At 52.5% G+C, this 21,575-nt stretch carries 22 protein-coding genes; 14 read left to right on the top strand and 8 right to left on the bottom strand.

Annotated features, from left to right (window positions below):
* Positions 1–89 precede the first annotated feature (89 nt).
* The 6 genes from argC (at position 90) to ABIB59_RS00275 (ending at position 7,494) form a co-directional block, all read left to right on the top strand.
* Positions 90–1,013: an N-acetyl-gamma-glutamyl-phosphate reductase gene (gene argC / locus ABIB59_RS00300; protein ID WP_354033610.1), complete on the top strand. Its 924-nt coding sequence runs from the start codon at positions 90–92 to the stop codon at positions 1,011–1,013.
* Positions 1,014–1,248: 235 nt separating this feature from the next.
* Entirely contained in the window at positions 1,249–2,232 is a 984-nt protein-coding gene (locus tag ABIB59_RS00295) for a DUF1852 domain-containing protein (protein WP_354033608.1), read from the top strand.
* 27 nt (positions 2,233–2,259) lie between these two features.
* On the top strand, positions 2,260–3,291 hold the full coding sequence (locus ABIB59_RS00290) for a methionine synthase (protein ID WP_071195310.1): 1,032 nt from the start codon (positions 2,260–2,262) through the stop codon (positions 3,289–3,291).
* Between the two features lie 428 nt (positions 3,292–3,719).
* Complete coding sequence (locus ABIB59_RS00285) at positions 3,720–5,258, top strand: methyl-accepting chemotaxis protein (protein ID WP_222556866.1); 1,539 nt, start codon at positions 3,720–3,722, stop codon at positions 5,256–5,258.
* 262 nt (positions 5,259–5,520) lie between these two features.
* Positions 5,521–6,528: an AraC family transcriptional regulator gene (locus ABIB59_RS00280; RefSeq protein ID WP_354033605.1), complete on the top strand. Its 1,008-nt coding sequence runs from the start codon at positions 5,521–5,523 to the stop codon at positions 6,526–6,528.
* A gap of 135 nt (positions 6,529–6,663) precedes the next feature.
* Positions 6,664–7,494, top strand: a complete 831-nt coding sequence (locus ABIB59_RS00275; protein ID WP_317086493.1) for an oxidoreductase — start codon at positions 6,664–6,666, stop codon at positions 7,492–7,494.
* A gap of 72 nt (positions 7,495–7,566) precedes the next feature.
* Here the strand turns inward: ABIB59_RS00275 and ABIB59_RS00270 are convergent, their stop codons facing one another.
* Entirely contained in the window at positions 7,567–8,532 is a 966-nt protein-coding gene (locus tag ABIB59_RS00270) for a PDR/VanB family oxidoreductase (protein ID WP_317086495.1), read from the bottom strand.
* A gap of 8 nt (positions 8,533–8,540) precedes the next feature.
* On the bottom strand, positions 8,541–9,578 hold the full coding sequence (gene hpxD / locus ABIB59_RS00265; RefSeq protein ID WP_079498043.1) for a molybdenum cofactor-independent xanthine hydroxylase subunit HpxD: 1,038 nt from the start codon (positions 9,576–9,578) through the stop codon (positions 8,541–8,543).
* A 127-nt stretch (positions 9,579–9,705) separates the two neighbouring features.
* Between hpxD and hpxR the strand changes: the two genes are divergently transcribed.
* Entirely contained in the window at positions 9,706–10,629 is a 924-nt protein-coding gene (gene hpxR, locus ABIB59_RS00260; protein WP_354033602.1) for a LysR family hpxDE operon transcriptional regulator HpxR, read from the top strand.
* Positions 10,630–10,685: 56 nt separating this feature from the next.
* Here the strand turns inward: hpxR and hpxO are convergent, their stop codons facing one another.
* Complete coding sequence (gene hpxO / locus ABIB59_RS00255; protein WP_107223141.1) at positions 10,686–11,840, bottom strand: FAD-dependent urate hydroxylase HpxO; 1,155 nt, start codon at positions 11,838–11,840, stop codon at positions 10,686–10,688.
* A 267-nt stretch (positions 11,841–12,107) separates the two neighbouring features.
* Between hpxO and ABIB59_RS00250 the strand changes: the two genes are divergently transcribed.
* Genes ABIB59_RS00250 through uraH form a run of 3 tightly spaced genes read left to right on the top strand, consistent with a single transcriptional unit; the run spans position 12,108 to position 14,288 of the window.
* The gene (locus ABIB59_RS00250; protein WP_354033600.1) at positions 12,108–13,490 is read left to right on the top strand and encodes a nucleobase:cation symporter-2 family protein; all 1,383 of its coding nucleotides are present in this window, start codon (positions 12,108–12,110) and stop codon (positions 13,488–13,490) included.
* Positions 13,468–13,968, top strand: coding sequence for a 2-oxo-4-hydroxy-4-carboxy-5-ureidoimidazoline decarboxylase (uraD, locus tag ABIB59_RS00245; RefSeq protein ID WP_041851495.1), 501 nt, complete (start codon positions 13,468–13,470; stop codon positions 13,966–13,968). Before ABIB59_RS00250 ends, uraD begins: the two co-directional genes overlap by 23 nt.
* Positions 13,965–14,288, top strand: coding sequence for a hydroxyisourate hydrolase (gene uraH / locus ABIB59_RS00240; protein ID WP_041851494.1), 324 nt, complete (start codon positions 13,965–13,967; stop codon positions 14,286–14,288). The genes uraD and uraH overlap by 4 nt, the downstream gene beginning before the upstream one ends.
* Positions 14,289–14,403: 115 nt before the next feature.
* On the opposite strand, the gene guaD is transcribed toward uraH, so the two are convergent.
* Both guaD and ABIB59_RS00230 read right to left on the bottom strand, forming a co-directional pair.
* Positions 14,404–15,723 (bottom strand): guanine deaminase, encoded by a 1,320-nt coding sequence (gene guaD, locus ABIB59_RS00235; protein WP_041851493.1) that lies wholly within the window; start codon positions 15,721–15,723, stop codon positions 14,404–14,406.
* Between the two features lie 272 nt (positions 15,724–15,995).
* The gene (locus ABIB59_RS00230; RefSeq protein WP_041851492.1) at positions 15,996–16,238 is read right to left on the bottom strand and encodes an HTH-like domain-containing protein; all 243 of its coding nucleotides are present in this window, start codon (positions 16,236–16,238) and stop codon (positions 15,996–15,998) included.
* A gap of 456 nt (positions 16,239–16,694) precedes the next feature.
* On the opposite strand from ABIB59_RS00230, the gene ABIB59_RS00225 reads away from it, so the two are divergent.
* Positions 16,695–17,240 carry a GNAT family N-acetyltransferase gene (locus tag ABIB59_RS00225; protein ID WP_354033597.1) on the top strand — a complete coding sequence of 182 codons (546 nt, stop codon included), beginning with the start codon at positions 16,695–16,697 and terminating at the stop codon, positions 17,238–17,240.
* A 78-nt stretch (positions 17,241–17,318) separates the two neighbouring features.
* Here ABIB59_RS00225 and ABIB59_RS00220 read toward each other — a convergent pair whose 3' ends face one another.
* The gene (locus ABIB59_RS00220) at positions 17,319–17,648 is read right to left on the bottom strand and encodes a winged helix-turn-helix transcriptional regulator (RefSeq protein WP_041851490.1); all 330 of its coding nucleotides are present in this window, start codon (positions 17,646–17,648) and stop codon (positions 17,319–17,321) included.
* A gap of 90 nt (positions 17,649–17,738) precedes the next feature.
* Between ABIB59_RS00220 and ABIB59_RS00215 the strand changes: the two genes are divergently transcribed.
* The 3 genes from ABIB59_RS00215 to ABIB59_RS00205 all read left to right on the top strand — a co-directional run bounded on the left by ABIB59_RS00215 (position 17,739) and on the right by ABIB59_RS00205 (position 19,987).
* A complete protein-coding gene (locus tag ABIB59_RS00215) occupies positions 17,739–18,065 on the top strand; it encodes a nuclear transport factor 2 family protein (RefSeq protein WP_354033595.1) in 327 nt (108 codons plus the stop codon).
* Positions 18,065–18,844, top strand: coding sequence for an SDR family oxidoreductase (locus ABIB59_RS00210; protein WP_354034131.1), 780 nt, complete (start codon positions 18,065–18,067; stop codon positions 18,842–18,844). Before ABIB59_RS00215 ends, ABIB59_RS00210 begins: the two co-directional genes overlap by 1 nt.
* Positions 18,845–19,297: 453 nt before the next feature.
* Positions 19,298–19,987, top strand: coding sequence for a VIT1/CCC1 transporter family protein (locus tag ABIB59_RS00205; protein ID WP_354033593.1), 690 nt, complete (start codon positions 19,298–19,300; stop codon positions 19,985–19,987).
* A 234-nt stretch (positions 19,988–20,221) separates the two neighbouring features.
* Here ABIB59_RS00205 and ABIB59_RS00200 read toward each other — a convergent pair whose 3' ends face one another.
* Together ABIB59_RS00200 and ABIB59_RS00195 are read right to left on the bottom strand one after the other, a co-directional pair.
* Positions 20,222–20,698: a nuclear transport factor 2 family protein gene (locus tag ABIB59_RS00200; RefSeq protein ID WP_125124461.1), complete on the bottom strand. Its 477-nt coding sequence runs from the start codon at positions 20,696–20,698 to the stop codon at positions 20,222–20,224.
* A 58-nt stretch (positions 20,699–20,756) separates the two neighbouring features.
* Positions 20,757–21,326, bottom strand: coding sequence for a TetR/AcrR family transcriptional regulator (locus ABIB59_RS00195; RefSeq protein ID WP_071195296.1), 570 nt, complete (start codon positions 21,324–21,326; stop codon positions 20,757–20,759).
* Between the last annotated feature and the right edge of the window lie 249 nt (positions 21,327–21,575).

The following is a 21,575-nucleotide window of genomic DNA, read 5'->3' as shown; positions in this document are numbered from 1 at the left end:
TTTGACGTAAAGATAATTCAACTTTACCCACACTAAAACCTGGCACAACATCAATGTCATAAAATTTTATCCGTGACCGGGAAAACACAATGACTAACGTATTTATCGATGGCGAGCAGGGCACCACAGGCTTACAGATCCATGACCGACTGCGCGGTCGCTCAGACATTACCCTGATGACGCTGCCTGTTTCGCATCGCAAAGACACACGCCTGCGGGCCGGGATGCTCAACAACTGCGATATCGCAATTTTGTGTTTGCCCGATGAGGCCGCTCGCGAAGCGGTGGCCCTGGTGGAAAACCCGCACGTGCGGATTATCGATGCCAGTTCAGCCCACAGGGTTACGCCCGGCTGGACATATGGTTTTCCTGAAATGAGTGCCGACCAGCCCGAACGCATCCGGACGTCAACGCGCATTACGAACCCTGGCTGTTACCCAACGGGCGCGATTGGTCTTCTGCTCCCGCTGGTCAATGCCGGACTGTTGCCTGCCGATTACCCCCTTTCTATCCATGCTGTTTCCGGCTATTCGGGCGGGGGAAGGGCGGCGATAGAACAGTTCGAAGGCAAGCAGACCGATTTGGCGCCCGCGTTTCAGGTCTATGGTTTGGGGCTCAGGCACAAACATGTTCCGGAGATTGCGCGCTACGCAGGGCTCTCTGTACCGCCCGTCTTTATGCCTGCCTACGGCGCGTACCGTCAGGGGATCGTGCTGAGTGTGCCGTTGCAGCAACGCTTGCTGCCCAAAAATGCCAGTGCCGTGGCAATCCATGCCTGCCTTACAGAGCATTACAGCCATAGCCAATATGTAAAGGTGCTGCCCCACATAACAGCGGGTGATGCAGAGCGCATCAACCCGGAGCGCCTGAACGGCACTAATGACATGGAGCTTGGCGTTTTCTCAAACCCCGAAAATGGACAAATACTGCTGACTGCCGTCTTCGATAACCTGGGCAAAGGGGCATCGGGCGCTGCCGTGCAAAACCTCAATTTGCTCATCGACACCCATTAACACGCGGCCAGGGTGTCGGGCTTTTACGCCCGGCGCCAGCCCCCGAGCGGACGCTAAGCCGAACATGACGATGTCTCATGTTGCAATGAAATTAACTCGCTTTCTCTCATCCAGAGGCTCTGGCATAAATATGTATTATTAACTTATTGATAACATGAAAACTGCGGAATGAGACACCCGGTCGCTTAATAAAATAAGCCAGTTTTTATGTCAGAACTCAGGGTGTAAAATTACAATGAATAAAGATTTCACATTTACCATTAAAAGCAGTCGTTTCGACGAAAATTATAACCCCTCAGAAAATACCCGTATCACCACTAACTTCGCTAATTTGGCCAGAGGCGACAATCGTCAGGAGAATCTGCGTAATACGCTAGTGATGATTAATAACCGCTTCAATGCCCTGGCCTATTGGGATAACCCGCACGCCAATCGTTATTCTGTTGAACTTGACATTATCTCCGCTGAACTGAATATTGGCGATGAAGGCAATGACATTGTGTTTCCGGCAATTGAAATATTGAAAACGAATATCGTTGATAAAGAAACAAACGAACGCATAGAGGGCATTGTCGGGAATAATTTCTCGTCTTATGTGCGGGATTATGACTTTAGCGTATTGCTCTTAGAGCACAACAAAGGCCAGGGGACGTTCAGTATTCCGGATGATTTTGGCGACTTGCATGGCAAGTTATTTAAGCATTTCGTCAATTCCCATGCCTACAAAGAGAACTTCAAAAAGTCACCGGTGATCTGCCTGAGCGTGTCCAGTAAAGATATCTATCACCGCACGGGCAATCAGCACCCTGTATTAGGCATTGAATACCAGCCCAACGGCACGTCGCTGACGGAGCAGTATTTCAACAAAATGGGCCTGCAGGTTCGCTATTTCATGCCGCAAAATAGCGTTGCGCCGCTGGCTTTTTATTTCTCGGGTGATTTGCTGCGCGATTACACCAGTCTTGAGCTTATCAGTACCATCAGTACGATGGAGACGTTCCAGAAGATTTATCGACCTGAAATCTATAATGCTAACGCTGTCGCCGGTCACTTTTATCAGCCAGACCTGAACCACCAGGATCATTCATTAACCAAAATTGTGTATGACCGTGAAGAGCGCAGTCAGTTGGCTATTGAGCAGGGCAAATTTACTGAAGAACACTTTATTAAACCCTACAAAAATATTCTTGAACAATGGTCCGCTAACTTCGCTCTTTAATTAACCAGGATTAAAAGGTCATTTATTATGAAAACATTGCTTCCCACCTCAACGGCTGGCAGTTTACCCAAACCGTCCTGGCTTGCAGAGCCCGAAAAACTGTGGTCGCCCTGGAAATTACAAAATGAAGAGTTAATTGAGGGGAAAAAAGATGCCCTGAGTTTATCTCTCTACGATCAACTGCGGGCAGGGATTGATATTGTCAGCGATGGCGAACAAACGCGCCAACATTTTGTCACGACCTTTATTGAACACCTCAGCGGCGTTGATTTTGAAAAACGCGAGACCGTCAGAATTCGCAATCGCTACGATGCGAGTGTTCCGACCGTGGTAGGTGCGGTGGCGCGTCAAAAACCGGTTTTTGTTGACGATGCCAAATTTTTGCGGCAACTGACTAAACAGCCCATTAAATGGGCGTTGCCCGGGCCGATGACGATGATCGATACGCTCTATGATGCCCATTACAAAAGCCGTGAAAAACTCGCCTGGGAATTTGCAAAAATTCTCAATCAGGAAGCCAAAGAACTAGAGGCTGCGGGTGTTGATATTATCCAGTTTGATGAACCGGCTTTTAATGTCTTCTTCGACGAGGTGAACGACTGGGGTGTTGCCGCATTAGAAAGAGCCATTGAAGGGCTGAAATGCGAAACGGCGGTACACATCTGTTACGGCTACGGCATTAAGGCCAATACCGACTGGAAAAAGACACTGGGCTCTGAGTGGCGGCAATACGAAGAGGCGTTTCCCAAACTGCAAACATCGAATATCGATATCATTTCACTGGAATGCCATAACTCGCGTGTTCCCATGGATCTGCTGGAACTGATTCGCGGTAAGAAAGTGATGGTAGGGGCGATTGACGTGGCGACTTCGACCATTGAAACGCCTGAAGAGGTCGCCAGTACGCTGCGTAAAGCTCTCCAGTTTGTTGATGCCGATAAGCTTTACCCTTCGACTAACTGTGGCATGACGCCGTTATCGCGTCGGGTCGCCAATGGTAAGCTCAACGCATTAAGTGCGGGTGCGGAAATTATCCGCCGGGAACTTGCGGGAAAATAACGCCACCCGTTATTGGTGAATTTAAAGAATGCAGTCCGGGTCAGGTGAGGGGATAAATATCGTCCTTGACTGAATAACCGGACTATGCAATATCTGTGGTGGCCGCGCTAAAAGATGTAGCATGGCTACTATATCACTTTTTGATTGCTTAAATCCGCAAGCAGTATTTATATAATATATTTTTGTTATCCCGTTGTGATTGTTGTGCTCGCTCACCGGGCGATAATTTATTTAATGCCTCCCTTTGCGATAATAACCTGTTTTATATGTGATTTTTTCTTTATAAAATAAATAACATTCAAAACTATTTAACCTTGCTTAATGCTAAGTAAGGGCTCCTTAACTAAAATTTTATCTATTGCAGATATAAAGATAAGCCCACCGGCGCCGATAAAAATAAAACTGTATATGCGCTGATGAGGCTGAACATGACCATTCTTAAAAAACTGACCTTAATATTTATTTTTTCAATTGTGATAATGATCACCCTGGGTGGACTTAGTCTGAAAGCGCTCAACAACGCACAAAACAGATTCGAATATGTGACAACCAATAGTATGCCGAGTATCAGTAAACTCAGTGAGGGGTTGCTACACAGGGAAGAGGCGAGGCGTCAGATTCTCATGTCGTTGCTGGTAAACCAGATAGATGTATTTGAAAAACACATAGGTACAGCAACCAGTGAATTAAATAAAGTTCAAAGCATATTAAATGAATACCAGTCAAATCTGATTTCAGACCAACATGATGGTGAATTAATTAAAAAAACCATCCGCGCGTTTGAAGACTATAAAGTAAAAGTGATGGACATGAAAAGTGTCTATGAGAAAGAAGGTATTGATGCGGCGAGATTAATGGTATCCGATGGAGGAACTACGGCCACTGCTTCTGTGGCGCTTAGCGCGGCGATACAAGAAATGCTGGAATATAACTATAAAATCGCTGTTAATTATGCCGAAGAGAACCACAATCAATATCACGAAACAGTGTGGTTTTTGAGCATCATCATTATTGTTGCGGTGGCACTTATTGCCCTTTTCTCATGGCAAATCCTGACCTATCTGAAAAAAGGGTTACGTACTCTTCAGGAAAGCATGGCAACCATCAGCGATACGCTGAATCTCACCCTGCGATTAAATATTGATAAAAACGATGAGCTGGGTATTACGGCAAAGAGTTTTAACGGGCTGGTTGAAAAAATCAGAGGGGCATTATCAAGCGTAAAAGATGCAAGTAAAGAAGTCGATACCGCCGCGAATGAAATTGCGGTCAGTAACGACGACCTCTCTTCACGGACTGAATCTCAGGCCTCTTCTCTGGAGGAGACGGCGGCAAGTATGAATGAGTTGTCAGTTACCGTCAGTCACAACATGGATAACGCTAAACAAGCGAATGCGTATATTGGGCAGGTCCAGTCGATAGTCAATGAAAGCCACCAGGAACTCGGTGCGCTGAAAGGGTCTATTGACGATATTTCATTATCCTCAAGCAAGATTGCAGAAATTACATCCATCATTGACGGCATCGCTTTTCAAACCAATATTCTTGCGCTCAATGCTGCGGTTGAAGCCGCGCGTGCCGGTGAGCAGGGTAAAGGGTTCGCCGTAGTGGCAGGAGAAGTGCGCTCTTTATCCCAGCGCTCCTCCGTTGCTGCCCGCGATATTCGCGACTTAATTGAAGAGGCGCTGAAAAATATCAACAAAGGCGTCGTGTATGCGGCAAGTGTGACAACGAAGATGAATAATGCGCTGGGAATGGTGGATGAAACGACACAGCTTATTAATCAGGTAAACCACTCTTCCGGCGAGCAGAGTTATGGCATCGAACAGGTCAATATTGCAGTAAGCCAAATGGAAGGTAACCTGCAACAGAACGCGGCGATGGTAGAGCAGATGGCCACTGCGGCAAACTCGTTAAGTCAGCAGGCCAGTACGCTCTTAAAAGAAGTTGAAGCGTTCCACCTGTAAAGGCCAGTTGATCGCCAATTTACCACCATAGCAGACCTGCATTATGCCCGTGTCGTGTCAGACACTGATAAAGACACGGGGCAGGCCTGCCTACCGGTCAGTTGTTAAAACAGGCAGCGGACATTTGTCGGGTTCAGGGCTAAATTTCCGTACCTGGCGCGCTTTACGCCAAAGATGGCGCCTTTTGAATGTCTTCGCCCGCACTGAAACGTTATGCTGTCATCCGAAACCCTGATGAGTATTCCCGTTCGGAAATTTAACAATGGCACGTAACCGCACTTTCTCTCTTGATATTGGCTGGAGAACGCTTCTGAAAGACGCAGGTCTCCAGCCTGAACAAATACTGCGCAAAGCCGGCCTGCCTGACGATCTCTTTTCCAGGCCAGATCGTAGACTCGATACAGACCACTATTTTCGTTTCTGGCGCGCACTGGAGAGGGAAGCAAATGATGCGGCTTTTCCCTTGCGCCTGGTTGAACATGTCTCTGCAGAAATCTTCGACCCTCCTCTTTTCGCGGCGCTGTGCAGTGCAAATATGATGCAGGCCGTGCAGCGACTGGCCAGATATAAACAGCTCATTGCCCCGATGGCCCTTGAGACTACCGTGGATCAAACCGGCAGCCTGACCGTGTCTCCGGGGTGGTTGTTCGCCACAGACATCCCCATATCGTTGCAGGTCGCCGAGCTTGCTTTTTTACTCCGGCTGCTACGACTGGCAACCCGCGAACCGGTTAAGGCACTAAGCGTGGCGATTCCACAGCGCCCGGAAGCTGTTTCGGCGCGCCACTATGAGCGCTTTTTCGGTATCGCCATGCAGTATGGAGAAAAGCCGTACATTCGTTTTTCCGCCACGGATATCCTGCGACCCTTTTTGACGGTAAATGAAGGGATGTGGCAGGTATTTGAGCCTGAATTGCGCCGCCGTCTCAGCCAGTTAGATGAAACGGCTTCCACTGCCGAACGTGTGCGTGCGGTACTTCTGGAACTGCTGCCGGGTAACGAAGCCACGATTGAGAAAACGGCAGAACGTCTGGGGATGAGCAAGCGCACTCTGCAACGCAGGCTTGAAGAAGAAGGGGAAAATTTCCGCGTCCTTATCAATCGCTGTCGGGAAAAACTGGCCCGACACTATCTGAGCAATACCAACCTGTCCGGCTACGAAATTGCCTTCCTGCTTGGCTTTGAAGACCCTAATTCCTTCTACCGCGCCTTTATGGCCTGGACTGGTCAGACGCCAGAAACAGTCAGGGGCTCTCTGCGTCTTAATTAAACTGAACATTTCCCTTCGGCACAAAGCGGTTCTCACCGTCAGATGGCGCGCTTAGCAAGTACTCTGGCGCGTCAGGCAAGAACAATCAGGCATCTGCTCAGGCAAACTGGAGACAGTTCACTCAACGAGGTGCCTATGTTTACTCAAAAAAAGAAAACCGCGCTGGTCACCGGCGCATCGTCAGGCATGGGAAAGGCCATTGCTCGTCGTCTTATTCAGGATGGCTATCAGGTCTACGTGGTTGCCCGCAGTATCGAAAAAATGGCTGACCTTGTCCGGCTCGGCGCACAACCGCTACGGATGGATATTTCCCGCGATGAGGACATCGTATCCGGCGTGAATACCATTCTGGATCAGACTGGCGGTGTCGATGTGCTGGTCAACAACGCCGGTTTTGGTCTCTACGGCCCGGTAGAAGAGATCGGTATGGACGAAGCACGCTATCAGTTTGAGGTTAATCTTTTCGGTGCCGCGCGGCTCACGCAACTCCTGCTCCCCGCCATGCGGGCCAGACGCGCCGGGCATATTGTTAACATCAGTTCCATGGGAGGAAAGATGTACAGCGTGCTGGGGGCCTGGTATCACGCAACCAAACATGCACTGGAAGGATGGTCGGACTGTTTGCGGCTGGAAGTCGCAGAATTCGGCATAAACGTCGTGATCATCGAACCCGGCGTCATAGAGACAGGTTTCGGTGATGCCGCGAGCAACAGTATTGTCAAACGTTCGGCCAGCGGCCCGTACGGACATCTGGTACAGAAGGTGGCTTCATCAATTAAAAAAACCTACGGGCAGGGGACAGGCAGTGACCCACAGGTCATTGCAGATGTGGTCTCCCGTGCCGTGAACAGCGACAACCCACGTACCCGCTATGCCGTCGGTAAGTTTGCAAAGATGCTCATCCGTATGCGTGTCTGGCTCGGCGATCGTTTGTTCGATCGGCTTATCCTCAGCCAGACACGCTAACAAACGGGCTGGTTTAGTCAGCGAGATAGGGAACAATAGTGACTGTGTTTATGATAACCCCTCTGCGGGTGACTATAAGTCAATCACCAGTTCCCCGGAGTGGCTACGGGAGCAGCACAGCGCGATATGTTGCGCGGCGGCGGATTTCTCTGCGGCCGATTGCACGGTATCCCGGTGATCGACAACGCCGTCGACAACCGGCGTCAGGCAGGCACCACAGATCCCCATCTCGCAGGAAAGCGGTACCGCCACGCCATTATCCTGTAGCACTTGCGCGATACTCTTATTCGCCGGTACCGGCCATTTCTCCCCGCTGGACGCCAGGGTAATCGTAAAGGTCGCTGCATCTTGCGCGATCGCCTCCGAGGCAACAGGCGCAAAGGCCTCGCTGTGGATGTGCGTCTCCGCCCAGCCTTTTTTCAGGGCAGCGTCCCTGACCGCCGCCATAAACCCCTCGGGTCCACAGGTGTAAATACGCTGTTCGTCGCCGGGGGCGGGAAGCAGGGTCGCCAGCCACTGACGTGGGCTCTCCCCCTCAGCGGAACAGTGCACCACGCAAATACCGTGTTTGAGTGGTCGGGAGAGTTCGCGCAAAAATGCGGCCTCTTCACGGCGTTTAACAAAATAGTGCAGTACAAATGGCCGGCCTGTGGCCTCCCGTTGCAGCAGCATTGCATACAGGGGAGTGATGCCAATCCCCGCCGCCAACAGCAGAACCGGGCCATCATCGCGCAGGGCAAACAGGTTGCGCGGTGCGGAAATCAGCAGCCTCTGGCCGGGGCGTAGCGTCTGGTGGATATAGCGTGAACCGCCACGCGATGCGCGCTCCTGCGCCACGCAGATAAGGTAACTTCCCGCTCTGTTGTCACCTGTCAGGGAATATTGGCGGATCAGGCCGCAGGGCAGATGCACATCAATATGGGCGCCGGGCTCCCAACCGGGCAGGGGCTCGCCACTGGCGCTAACCAGCCGCACGGCCAGACTTCTGTCACCCTGACACCATAATCCGTCAACCACCACGTTCAGCATCTCGTTCATGGCGCACCTCAAACCAGGAAAAACTCGCCAAAGCCCATTTTTTTCAGGCCACGGCGATAGGCAATCGAACTTCGGTCTGCCGGAATATGGGCTTCCAGCGTCAGATCCAGCGGCAGCCTTTCCGGGCGTTGGGTTTCGACCATCAGACGGTCTTCTTCAAATACGCGCAGGTTAAAGGCATGGACATCCTCAACGGGGACATGCAGATCGAAATTACGTGCGATAGGCGCGAACATGCGGGTCACACGTGATGAGACAGGCGATGCGGCATTCATGATCACCAGCCGCGCCTCGCCGGGAAAATGGATCGTCAGCGTGGCGGTAAACGGCAGATGCATTTCGAAATGACGCAGCCACTGAAAGCCATCCGGCGCCTGATGTTGGGAGCTTGCCGGATAATTGCCTACCGAACTCCAGTAATCGGCGACAAACCCGAACTCGGTTTCCTGCGGATTATAATCGGGGACGACCTGGTTGCTGGCATCGGCAAAGGTTGCCGTGTGGATCCAGGCGAAGTGGGCCACATCGAGAAACCCTTCCACCTGCCGTCCGGCGAAACCGTTCACTTCAAAAGCTGGGCAGTTGATCTGCTGAAAACCAGCGTCATCCCAGTGCGGCATTGTCGGCAGTGGCTGGGGGTTTTCCGCGTCAAACGCCAGGCACGTCCAGATGAGACCGTAGCGCTCTTCAACCGCATAGGTTAACAGGTTAAGTTTCGCCGGCACCGCCTGGCCGGGGCTGGAGGGGATGCGGTTGCAGCGGCCATCTTCGCCGAAACGAAGCCCGTGGTAGGGGCAGACAATCCCTTCGTCGTCGTGAAAACCGAGCGTTAATGGCACGCCACGATGTGGGCAGACATCGCGGGCGACCACCACCTGACCTTTCACGCGGTAAATCACCAGTTGTTCATCCAGCAGCGTGGCTTTGACCGGCGCGGCGCCAATATCACAGGCGCGGGCGACCGGATGCCAGCATTTTGCCAGACGTAACCAATCCTCCGGTTCGAAGGTGCAACGGACGGGTGGGGTGGGGAGTGCTGTATTCATGGTCATCCTTTCTGCTCACGGAAAAGCAATTGTTTAATTGTTGTAACTTTATTGTTGTCATATTAGGGTGTGCACATCCATCACCATTAATTCACTCCCCCGTTGCAAAAAAGTGTACAGGTGCTGCATGAGTCCATTTTCGCGTTTCGCCCTCTACTTCGCCGAAGTTGCCCGCAGCGGTAGCCTGCGCCGTGCCGCCGAAAAATTGCATATCTCTCCCTCAGCCATTAACCGACAGATCCTGCAGGCAGAGGAGACGTTTGGTACGCCGCTGTTTGAACGGCTACCGGAAGGCTTACGGATGACCACCGCGGGAGAATTGCTCTACGACAATCTGCTGCGCTGGCAAAAAGAGTTTCAGCTTACCCGGCAGAAATTTGATGAGTTGCAGGGGCTTAAGCGCGGCACGGTTAGCGTGGGGATGGTGCAGGCGCTGGCCGAGGGGAGCTTTGCCAGTGCGCTGGCCGATATTATTAGCGGGCAACCCTGGCTGGAGCTGGTGTTACAGGTCGCGGATAGCCATACCGTCAGCCAGAAAGTGCGGCAGGCGGATCTTGATTTTGGCTTGATCCTCGATCCGGAGGGGCAGACAGGGTTAAACGTGCTGGCATTCGCCGAGCTGGAGATGGGGGTGGTGATGCGCCCGGATCATGAAATGGCCCAGGCATCGGCACTGTCGTTGGGCGAGCTGAGCGAGGCGCGACATATTCTGCCCGGCGCGCCCCTGATTGTGCATGATCGTGTCGGTATGCTCTATCGCCACTACGATCTGGCCCCGGCAAACACCATCAACTGTAACGATATCCGGCTTATCAAATCGCTGGTGTTAAAGGGGGGCGGCGTGACGGTGCTGAGCCTGCTGGATGTGCTGGATGAGGTGAAGAGCGGGCAACTGGCGTTTGTCCCGCTGCGTAACAAGCTGTTGCGTCCGCTGACTCTGGCGCTGTGCACTGCCCCCTCGCGCCAGCTTTCCCGTCCGGCGCAGATGGTCATCCAGAAGCTGACCGCCGTGATGGAGGAGATGCAGATTCTGCACCCGCCGTTGGTCTGATCCCCGGTGGCGCTGCCGCTTACCGGGGCTACGGGGTATCGCTGTCTGCGAGCAGATTACCCCAATGGCCCGCCCTGAATGGTGTCGCACAGCCCGTTGATAATGCGCTCACCGCTCTCTTCCTTGAGTTCCTGATACCAGGCCTGCGTCAGCGCCATATCCTTACCGTGTGTAACATCGCAGCGTTTACGCGCTTTGAGCACCAGATCGCGCACCCGGTCACAGCGCTGCGCTTCATACTCTCGCAGCGCGCTTTCAATATTGGTCTGCGTACGGAAAATCTCCCCCAGCACCACCGCATCCTCCATTGCCGCGCAGCCGCCCTGGCCGATATCCGGCGTCGTGCTGTGCCCGGCATCGCCCAGCAATGCCACTTTGCCCCGCACCAGTTTATCGAACGGCTCGATATCATGGATCTCAATGCGGTTGGTGGTCTGCGGATCAAGTGCGGCGATCAGCCGCTGAACCGGCGGCGCCCAGCCGCTAAAATAGCGTGTTAAATCGTCACGCAGCGTGGTGCGGTCTTCGGCAAGCCCGGCAGGCAACGGCACATCGAAGAAAAAATAAAAACGTCCATCAGAAACCGGCATCAGCGACACCCGTTTGCCTTCGCCGACAAATGTGGTCCACTGCTCGGCCGGGGCAATCGCCTCGTCGATCTTCACCAGGCCGTTCCAGTTGACGTAACCCGCATAGCGGCGTTGCGGCGTGTAGCCCAACACGTAAGGACGCAGCGCCGAATGGCTGCCGTCGGCGGCAATCAGGAAATCACCGTGCGCTGTAGTGCCATCGGTAAACCACGCGGTAACGCCGTCGGCGTTCTCTTCCACGTTGCTTACACGCTTGCCAAACTGCACCTTATCGCGTCCCCAGTAATTGAGCATTTCGCGCTGCAACTCTGCGCGCGATACCGGGCACGGGCGACCACCAACCCGCTCAACCAGCGGTGCCAGGCTAAATTGCGTCAGGGTTTCGCCCTGGCGGTAATCTTTATAGGCCATAAAGCGCATTGGGCCGCCGTAAGTCTCCATCATCTCGCCCATACCCAGATGACGCATGCATTTCACGCCGTTGGGCCAGATGGAAATCGCCGCACCGACGGGTTTGATCTCTTTTACCGCCTCAAAGACGTCACACGCGATGCCTGCATTTTTTAACGCTACGGCAGCGCTCAGCCCGCCAATACCTGCGCCAATCACCAGTGCTTTCATTCTGATCTCCTTTTATCTGCGTATCAGAGGTTCAGCAATTTGCGTACCAGAATGTGCAGACGCGTAACCACAGGGTAAAGCGTGCAATGCACTGTTGTGTTGCACTATTGTTGTGCGTATTTGCATTGGTGTTGCCTTTTTGTGAATCAAAAATTTCTTTACTGAATGTCAGGAATCTAAAGTTTCACAGTGATGGCAGGGATCGTTGACTCTGGCCTGCTTTGTGCATCAGGCCGTTGACGCTCATAAATAACAGGATGCAAGACCATGTCTGATGAAAAAAACAACGGTTTATTGTACGGGCTTGAACAGCGGATCCCGCCGCTGCCCGCATTTTTCAGTGCGTTACAGCATGTGCTGGCCGGGTTAGTCGGGATCATCACGCCGCCGCTCATCATTGGCGCGACGCTGGGGCTGGGCGAGTGGATGCCTTATCTCATCAGCATGTCGTTGCTGGCCTCGGGTATTGGCACGTTTTTACAATCCAACCGCGTATGTGGCATTGGGGCCGGGATGATCTGCATGCAGGGCACCAGCTTTGCGTTTCTCGGCGTGGCTATCGCTGGTGGGATGTGGGTCAAAGGGCAGGGTGGCACCGCCCAGGATGTGATGGCGATGCTGTTTGGTGTGAATGTCGTTGCCGCGCTGGTGCCAATTATCGTCAGCCGTTTTATTGAGCCGCTCAAACGCATCTTCACACCTATCATTACCGGTAGCGTGATTGCCCTGATAGGTATCAGCCTGATTAAAGTCAGCGTGAATAATTGGTGCGGCGGTCTACAGGCGAAAGATTTTGGCAGCATGAGCAATATCGCCCTTGGCGCAGGCACGCTGGCGGTGATTGTATTACTGAGCTGTGCGAAGAACCGCTGGTTGCGTCTCTCGTCTGTGGTGGTCGGCATTGCTGTAGGCTGTATTGCGGCGGCGCTTGCCGGTAAGTTTCATTTCAATGGCCTGGGTGATACCTGGTTTCGTTTGCCTGCGCTGTTCCCGTTTGGTTTTCAGTTCAATGGCGCCATTTTTCTGCCCGTGGCGCTGGTGTCACTGGTGTGTATTCTTGAGGCCGTAGGCGATCTCACCGCCAACTGTCTTATCTCTCACCAGCCAATTGATGACAGCGCCTTTCGCTCCCGGCTGAAAGGCGGCATCCTCGCCGATGGCATCAGTTGTATGATCGCGGCGATGCTTTGCGCTTTCCCGAATACGACCTTTGCGCAAAACAATGGCGTCATCCAGATGACCGGCGTCGCCAGCCGCTTTGTCGGGCGCTATATCGGCGTGGTACTGATTCTGCTTGGGCTGTTTCCGCCGTTTGGTGAAATTCTGCGCCAGATCCCACTGCCGGTACTGGGCGGCGCGACCATGGTGATGTTTGGTTGCGTGGTGGCGGCCGGGATCCGCATCATTACCCAGAACCCGTTAACCCGCCGCGACATGCTGATTGTCGGGCTGGCGTTTGGTTTCGGTATGGGCGTCGAAGCCGTACCCGCTTTTCTCGCCCATTTCCCGGCGATTATCGGTAATCTGTTTGGCTCGGCGGCAACCTGCGGTGGTCTGGTGGCTATTGTGCTGAATCTGATTATTCCGGAAGAAAAACCCGCTACCGCTGCGAAGACAAGGAGTCACGATGATCGCGCTGAATCACTTTAATCAACTGGAAGCTGATGCCGCGATGGCGCTGTTACAGCCTTGCGTTGCGCTTCCTGGCTGGGCGGCGGCGCTGGTTGCCGCGCGTCCGTTTGCCAGTCTTGCCGCGTTGCACCATACCGCGAAGGCGCTGACGCAATCCTGGGGAGGCGCCGAGCTTGAACAGGCGCTGAGCGCGCATCCGCGTATTGGCGAAAAACCTGGCGGGCAGCAGGCGCATGCCGTGTTATCGCGCCAGGAGCAGTCGGCGGTGAACGCAGATGATAGGCAACTGGCCGAGGCGTTACGGTTGGGAAATGCAGATTATGAAGCGCGTTTTGGCCGGGTCTTTTTGATTCGCGCCAAAGGGCGCAGCGCAGAAGAGATCTTAGAAGCGCTCAGGCAACGGCTGACCCACAGTGATGCCGAAGAGACGGCGGTGGCGCTGGAGCAGTTACGGGAAATTACCTTATTACGACTGGCAGGAGCGATTGGCGAATGAGCAGCCTCAGTACACATATTCTTGATATTTCTACCGGCAAACCGGCACCCGGTGTGACGGTGTTTCTGGCGCGTGATGAGCACGTGCTGGCACAGGGAATCACCGACGGGAATGGGCGAATTGGTGCGTTTCCCGTGCCGCTGACGCCGGGGCGTTACCGGCTGGTGGCGCAGACGGGGGAGTGGTTTGCGAAGCAGGATGTGGTGACGCTGTTTCCCTGCGCGCAAATTGATTTTGTGGTTGCGCAAGGGGCAGAGGAACATTTCCATCTGCCGTTTTTAATTGCTCCCGGCGGCTGGTCAACCTATCGCGGGAGCTAATTTTGGCTGCGTTTTGACGTGCGGCTGACTCCCCCCGGTGGCGCTACCGCTTACCGGGGCTACGTTCGGTAGGGTAGCCCGGGTAAGGCGCTTGCGCCGCTAACCGGGAAAGGTATCACTGCGCGTCCTCATTTCCCCATGCACACTGGCCATTAATCCACGTCTCGCTGATATTGCGCTCATCGCCGAGGGTCATCAGCACAAACAATTGCTCATAAATATCCTTGCTGCGCTCGTTACGCAGGCGCTGCAACGGCGTGACTGCCGGGTCGATAACCACAAAATCGGCCTCTTTCCCGACGGCGAAATTGCCAATTCTATCGTCCAGACGCAAGGCATGAGCGCCGCCAAGGGTGGCGTGGTAAAACGCTTCGCTGGCGCGCAGACGATAGCTTTGCAACTGGCCCACTTTATAGGCCTCACCCAGCGTACGTAACATGCTGAACGTGGTGCCTGCGCCTACATCCGTGCCAATGCCCATACGTACCTTGTACTGCCAACTGGCGGGCAGGCGGAACAACCCGCTGCCGAGAAACAGATTCGAGGTCGGGCAGAACGCCACCGCGGAGCCGGTATCATGCAGACACTGCCACTCCTCATCATGCAAATGGATGCCATGCGCAAATACGCTGCCCTCGCCGGTCAGCCCATAATGATGGTAAACATCAAGATAGCGCGCATGCTCTGGCCAGAGATCGTTCACCCACGCCACCTCATTAGGGTTTTCACTTAAATGCGTCTGTAGCCAGGTCTGCGGAAATTCCTCGCGCAAACGGCGCACCGCATCAAGCAGCTCGGGTGTCGAGGTCGGCGCAAAGCGTGGCGTAAGGGCGTAGCCCAGTCGCCCCTGGTGTTGCCAGCGCTGGATCAACTCACGTGTTTGCCGGTAACTCTCTTCGGCGGTTTCACTCAGGTAATCGGGTGCATGGCGATCCATCATCACTTTACCGGCGATCAGGCGCATGTTGAGGCGCAACGCTTCGCTAAACAGGGCATTGACCGACTCCGGATGCAGCGTGCAGAACACCATTGCCGTGGTGGTACCGTGGCTTAGCAACTGACCAATAAAGAAACGGGCAATCTCTGCCGCGTAAGCCTCATCGGCAAACTGGCTCTCTACCGGGAAAGTGTAGGTGGTCAGCCACTCCAGCAGTTGTTCGCCAAACGCGCCAATCATCTCCGTTTGTGGGTAATGCACATGGGCATCGATAAAGCCAGGCATCAGCAGCTTACCGCGCCTGTCGGTGTAGCCTTTTTGCGCATCCAGATGTTGTTCTCCCTCCTGCCAGGTCATTCGCGCCTGGATCTTTCCGTCGCGAATAAACAGCAGCCCGTCCTCAATAAAACGCGCATTAAGGGCGATATCGTCTGCGTTATCGCAGACCTGGGCAATATCAAACAGCGCACCGCGAATCGCGACATGGTAGTCAATCATCTTTTCTGCCTTCATTGTTTCCGTACGGGTAAAAAAGTAATGCAAGATGAGTGCCAGCGTATGGCGAGGCGTGGGGAGTAGAACCCACTTACACCGGGTTGTAGTTTAAGTGTGAAAAGCCGGTATTCAGTGGTGAGAAGCGCGCGTGTGCATCTTCCGGGAGTGCACACGGGGTCAGTGCTAACGGCGAAAAGAGACGCTTTTATTACAATTAAAAGCAAGCTGATTGGGTTTTGTTTTCACGCCATCAGAGACGTCACGGCTAAAGTCCCTCAAATTTTCGAAACATCCAGCCCAGCTGCTTTCAGGCGATTGACAATTTTAATCATTTTACTGACCACTGTTCTGAATGATTGATTGACGCCAATTCGGTCACACACCACGTCGCTAGGGACATGCTTCAACTCATCAGCATATTTAATAAGTTGCAGGTGCATTTCAGCCGATTTAGCGCGAGGTGGTGCGTCACGCAGAGCCTTTTTAATCTCTGCATAAATCTGTTCCTGATTATCCATTAAGTAGGCCTTAATTGTTTCGCTGCTAAGCAATACTGAGAATCATTTACTTTTAACACATATTCAAGTGATCAATGGAAGGTATTGTCTCCACATTATGAAGATATATCCTCGTTGTAAATTTTAGCAGCTTCTTATGCCTTTTCACCTCGTTGTCCGCAGGCCCCTATGGTACAAATTTTTTGTTGTGTCCGCGTTTATAGCAGCCGTTTTTGACAGAAGGACCGCGGTGCTCTGTGGCTTTTGCGCCTCTTGCGAAACCCAGCGTACGGCCATGGATATCGGCATTATGTAAGAGCCCGGACAGGGGCTCACGTAACGTGGTCGCTAAGAATAATAAAATAAGAATACGCGGGGGAGGACTTTATATTCATGGTGTGAATATTTGAAATGTTTGAAATAGAGGAAATTAAGCAATACACTCACTTCCCCCATTAATTTCCCGGAAGACGGAAAGTGAAATTATTCTCAACACAACGAACTAATGCCTGGTTATTAACAGAAGATTTAGCTGAAAGCTTTCAGCGTTATATCGTGGACAACAGAGACTATTTTTCGCAATTTGAACCTTTACGCGATGAAGCGTACTTTTCCATAGAAAACATTATCTCCAGGATAAAAGCCTCCTGTAATGAATTCGAAGAAAAGAAAAATCTGTCAATCGTCTTTACGATGCAAGGCGAGAAGAAAATAATTGGCAACGTCAACTTTACTAACTTTGTCTATGGCGTTTTTCAGGCGTGTTACCTTGGGTTTTCAATTGATCTCGCTTATCAGGGTAAAGGCCTGATGCAGGAAGTGCTCAGCGAGGCGATTCACCATATCCATAAACATTATGGTTTGCATCGTATTATGGCGAATCACCTTCCTGATAATCTACGCAGCGCAAATACCCTGAAACGACTTGGGTTTATTAAAGAGGGATATGCCAGTTCTTATCTCAAAATAAACGGTAAGTGGCAGGATCACGTTCTCAATTCGCTTGTTCTCCCGGAGAATTAATTCACAGGAACAATCAAAAAAGAAACAACGCAAGGGTGCTGGCATACCGCTTTATCGCGTTATCAAAGGCTTCACCGCTCAGCAGTCCTCGCGTTTTTCAGCCCATTTGAGCATTGCATCGAGTGCCGGGCAAAGCGCCTGGCCCCACTCGGTGAGTCGATATTCTACCTTTGGCGGCACCTGCGGATACACCGTGCGCGAGACGAGACCATCGGACTCCAGTTGTCGCAACTGCTGGGCGAGCATCTTCTGCGAAATAGCGGGGATCAGTTTTTCAAAATCTGAATAGCGCTGTACTTTTCCATCGAACAAATGAAAAAGAATAATTAATTTCCAGCGGCCTTCGAGAAGGCGCAGAACCTGTTCCACGCCGCTTGCGGCAGTTTCCGGCGTATATAACTTACTCATAATTCAGTAGCTCACTTTTTCGTGCGTACTTGTTTATTTCACAGTCTATGTTGAATATACCCGCACTGTAAATAACCGGAGTCAGGAGCCATGTCTTTACTATTACCGCATGCTATTGCGACCTATTTTGCGATAAGTAATGGCGGCGATATCGCCAGCGTTCAGCACTGTTTTACCACCGACGCTATTGTAAAAGATGAAGGTAAAACCCATCACGGGCACACGGCGATCGCGGCATGGCAACGTGCCGCGCAGGCCGCGTTTGACTACAGCGTTGAGCCGCTTGAAATGCATAGCGAAGGCGAGCGGGTCATCGTCACTTCGAAGGTTGTCGGCAATTTTCCCGGCAGCCCGGTAACGCTCAGGCATGCCTTCGGGCTGGTGGGTGACAAAATCAATACAGTGGAGATTGTATGATGGCCTTAGATCTTGATTTCCAGGGCAAACGCGTGCTGGTGACCGCAGGCACCAAAGGCGTCGGCAAAGCAGTCGTCGGGCTATTAAAACAGTTGGGTGCCACAGTGTTAATCACCGCGCGCCATGTACCGACGGAATCTGTTGCCGATGCCTTCGTGGCGGCAGATCTCACCACGGTAGAAGGCTGTGCCTGCGTGGCGCAAGCTGTGCAAGTACACCTGGGGGGTGTCGACGTCATCATTCATGTGGCGGGGGGCTCTACGTCACCCGGCGGCGGGTTTGCGGCGCTGGGCGAAGAGGAGTGGCAGCAGGAACTCAACCTTAATCTGCTGCCAGCGGTACGCCTGGATCGGGCACTGTTACCAGGGATGCTGGCACAGGGGAGTGGGGTCATTATCCACGTCACCTCTATCCAGCGTGAGCTGCCGTTACCGGAATCGACAACCGGCTACGCGGCGGCCAAAGCGGCGCTCTCGGCGTACAGCAAAAGCCTGTCGAAAGAGGTGTCGCCAAAAGGCATTCGCGTGGTTCGCGTTGCCCCCGGCTGGATTGAAACAGAAGCCTCGGTGGCAATGGCGGAGCGACTGGCGCAGCAGGCGGGAACCGATTACGAAGGCGGAAAGCAGATAATCATGAAGGCACTCGGTGGGATCCCGCTGGGGCGCCCATCAAAACCCCTTGAAGTGGCGAATCTTATTGCTTTTCTGGCGTCATCGTATGCCGCCGCCATCACCGGCACGGAATATGTGATAGATGGTGGTACCGTTCCAACAGTGTAACCCTGGCTTAATCGGCTTGTATTCGAGCCGATTAAGACCATTCGCAAGCCGGACTTTTACGGTGTAAAAGCAAAAATTAAAGGTTCAGCCCGCCCGCGCTAGTAAAAACGCCGCCGGTGATATCCCTTACGGATCGGCAAGATAAGTCACCATGGCGGCAATCTCTTCGAATGTGCCAATAAAGCTTGCACTCCTGAAAATAAACCAGCCAGCATCTTTTTAATTAAAAGAACAATTAAAAATAACGTTTTTTGTATAATCACTGAACGACTATGATATCTATTATCATTTCACCAACAACATCCTGAATAATATAACCTGCGGATTAACGGATAGCTATTATTCAGCGTTAATACAATCTTAAGATTGAATAGCCACAATCGTGGAATGCGCATTTTTATATATGAGCAATACTGGTGTTATTAACCTGCACATTTACTGGAAAACAGAAACATGCATCTTGAACGACACAGCATTGAAAGCGTGGGATGGTTGAGGGCTGCTGTACTGGGAGCGAATGACGGCATTGTTTCCACTGCCAGTCTTGTGCTTGGGGTGGCGTCTGCAAAGCCTGAGCCTTCAGCGATTTTACTGGCGGGTGTTGCCGGGCTGGTGGCTGGGGCAATGTCGATGGCAACCGGGGAGTATGTTTCCGTCTCATCTCAGTCTGATACAGAAAACGCGGCGCTCGCCCAGGAAAAAAAGGAACTGGAAACAGATTATCAGGGAGAGGTACAGGAGCTGACTTCCCTGTATATGCACCGGGGGCTGGAGCCCGCCATTGCCAGGCAGGTTGCAGAGCAGCTTATGAAGAAAGATGCGCTTGATGCCCATGCCAGGGAAGAACTTGGGCTGACAGCTACGAACTCTGCGCGGCCTTTGCAGGCGGCCCTTTTTTCGGCTGGGAGCTTTTCTGCCGGTGCGGCGTTGCCCCTCATCGTTGCCTGGCTCGCTCCCGCAGCGCTGGTTTCGTTCTTTATTATTCTTTCGACCCTGTTATCACTTGCTGTCCTGGGTTATATATCCTCGGCGGTGAGCAAAGCCAATCCGGTCAGGGCCATCATCAGGATTACCTTCTGGAGCACCATGGCCATGGTTTTGTCGATGGGAATAGGTCATCTTGCCGGGCAAGCTCTGTTTTAGCGCGCGTTAATTCTCTGGAAAGAGAAACAGTATCAGTGAACCGTTGAAAACAGTTGGCGGGTCGGCAACGTTGCCGGGCAAACGTCAATCATGGGGCTACCCATAACGCGATAAGATAATTCACTTCACTGGACGGGTCTCATGACGTTTATGAACATTTACCGTTCATGTTGAATTGAGAAAAGCCCCGGTTAAAACCCTGACCGGGGTCTTCACATAAGATAAGCGATAACTTTACAGCCCCAGCTCCGAAAGACCTGGGTGATCGTCCGGGCGACGTCCCAACGGCCAGTGGAATTTGCGCTCACTCTCTTTAATCGGCATATCGTTGATACAGGCGAAACGGCGGCGCATCAGGCCATCGGCTTCAAATTCCCAGTTTTCGTTGCCGTAAGAGCGGAACCAGTTACCCGAATCATCATGCCATTCATAGGCGTACCGCACGGCGATACGGTTGTCAGTAAACGCCCATAACTCCTTAATCAGGCGATACTCCAGCTCTTTTTTCCATTTGCGGCTGAGAAATTCTTTGGCCTCTTCACGATTATTGGCAAATTCAGCGCGGTTACGCCATTGTGTATCCAGCGAGTAGGCCAGCGCTACTTTTTCGGCATCGCGGCTGTTCCAGCCATCTTCTGCGAGGCGCACTTTTTCAATCGCCGATTCGCGCGTGAAAGGAGGAAGGGGCGGGCGAGGTTGAATATCGGGCATGCTTACGTCTCCTGCAAATGTGGATATTTCAAAAGAAAGCGTTTTTGTTACTCAGGCCTTATGCAGGGGCCTGCTCCAGCAAAAGTTTCGCAACATCCCTTGCATTGTCGGCGGCGCTGTTATCCCCCATCACATAGGCGAGGGTGATGGCGCCTTCCATCAGAATCAGCAGTTGTCTGGCCAGCGCGGCCGGTTGTTCAATGTTTAATTGCGTAGTGAGTTCGAGCGTGTAATCGAGCAATTTTTGTTTATGCCGTTTTGCTATCTGGCGGACGGGATCGTCAGGGTCACCCACTTCGCCGGCCGTGTTGATAAATGCGCAACCGCGAAAACCGTCTGACTCAAACCAGCTCTTGAGCACGCTGAACATATTCAGAATGCGAGCCTGAGGCGTATCGCCTTTATCAGATTCTGTTCTGAACCACTGCATCCAGCGTTCATCACGTGCATTCAACGCGGCGGCTGCCACGTCATCCTTGGTCGCGAAATAGCGATAAATGCTTTTCCTTGCTACGCCTGAGGTCTTAACCAGAAGGTCCATGCCAGTGGCGTGGATACCGTTCTGATAGATCAACTGTTCAGCGGTAGTCAGGATTTTTTCTCGGGTAGTGCCTGGCGTCTTGTTCATGTGATAAAGGTAGAACGATCGTTCTACCTCGTCAACACTTATCTGTAAAAAAGTTACTGAGCCGCTTCCCGGCCAACGCAGACGCTGCTTGCCGTGCTGCGCAACGCAGGTCGCTGATGCCACCCGGCGACGCGTTTCTTTGCCGGGGACAGCCGCTTCCTGCATCGATCTTTTTAAAAAGCGATAAGGCGAAACAGGCGTTTAACCACGCAAATAACCCGTTGCGATCAGTTTCCCTTTTCTTCTATA

Origin of the sequence: Citrobacter sp. UYEF32 (assembly GCF_040546205.1) — a bacterium.
GTDB lineage: Bacteria > Pseudomonadota > Gammaproteobacteria > Enterobacterales > Enterobacteriaceae > Phytobacter > Phytobacter diazotrophicus.
Note: the sequence above shows the minus strand (reverse complement) of the source record. Positions and strands in the feature narration are given on the sequence as shown.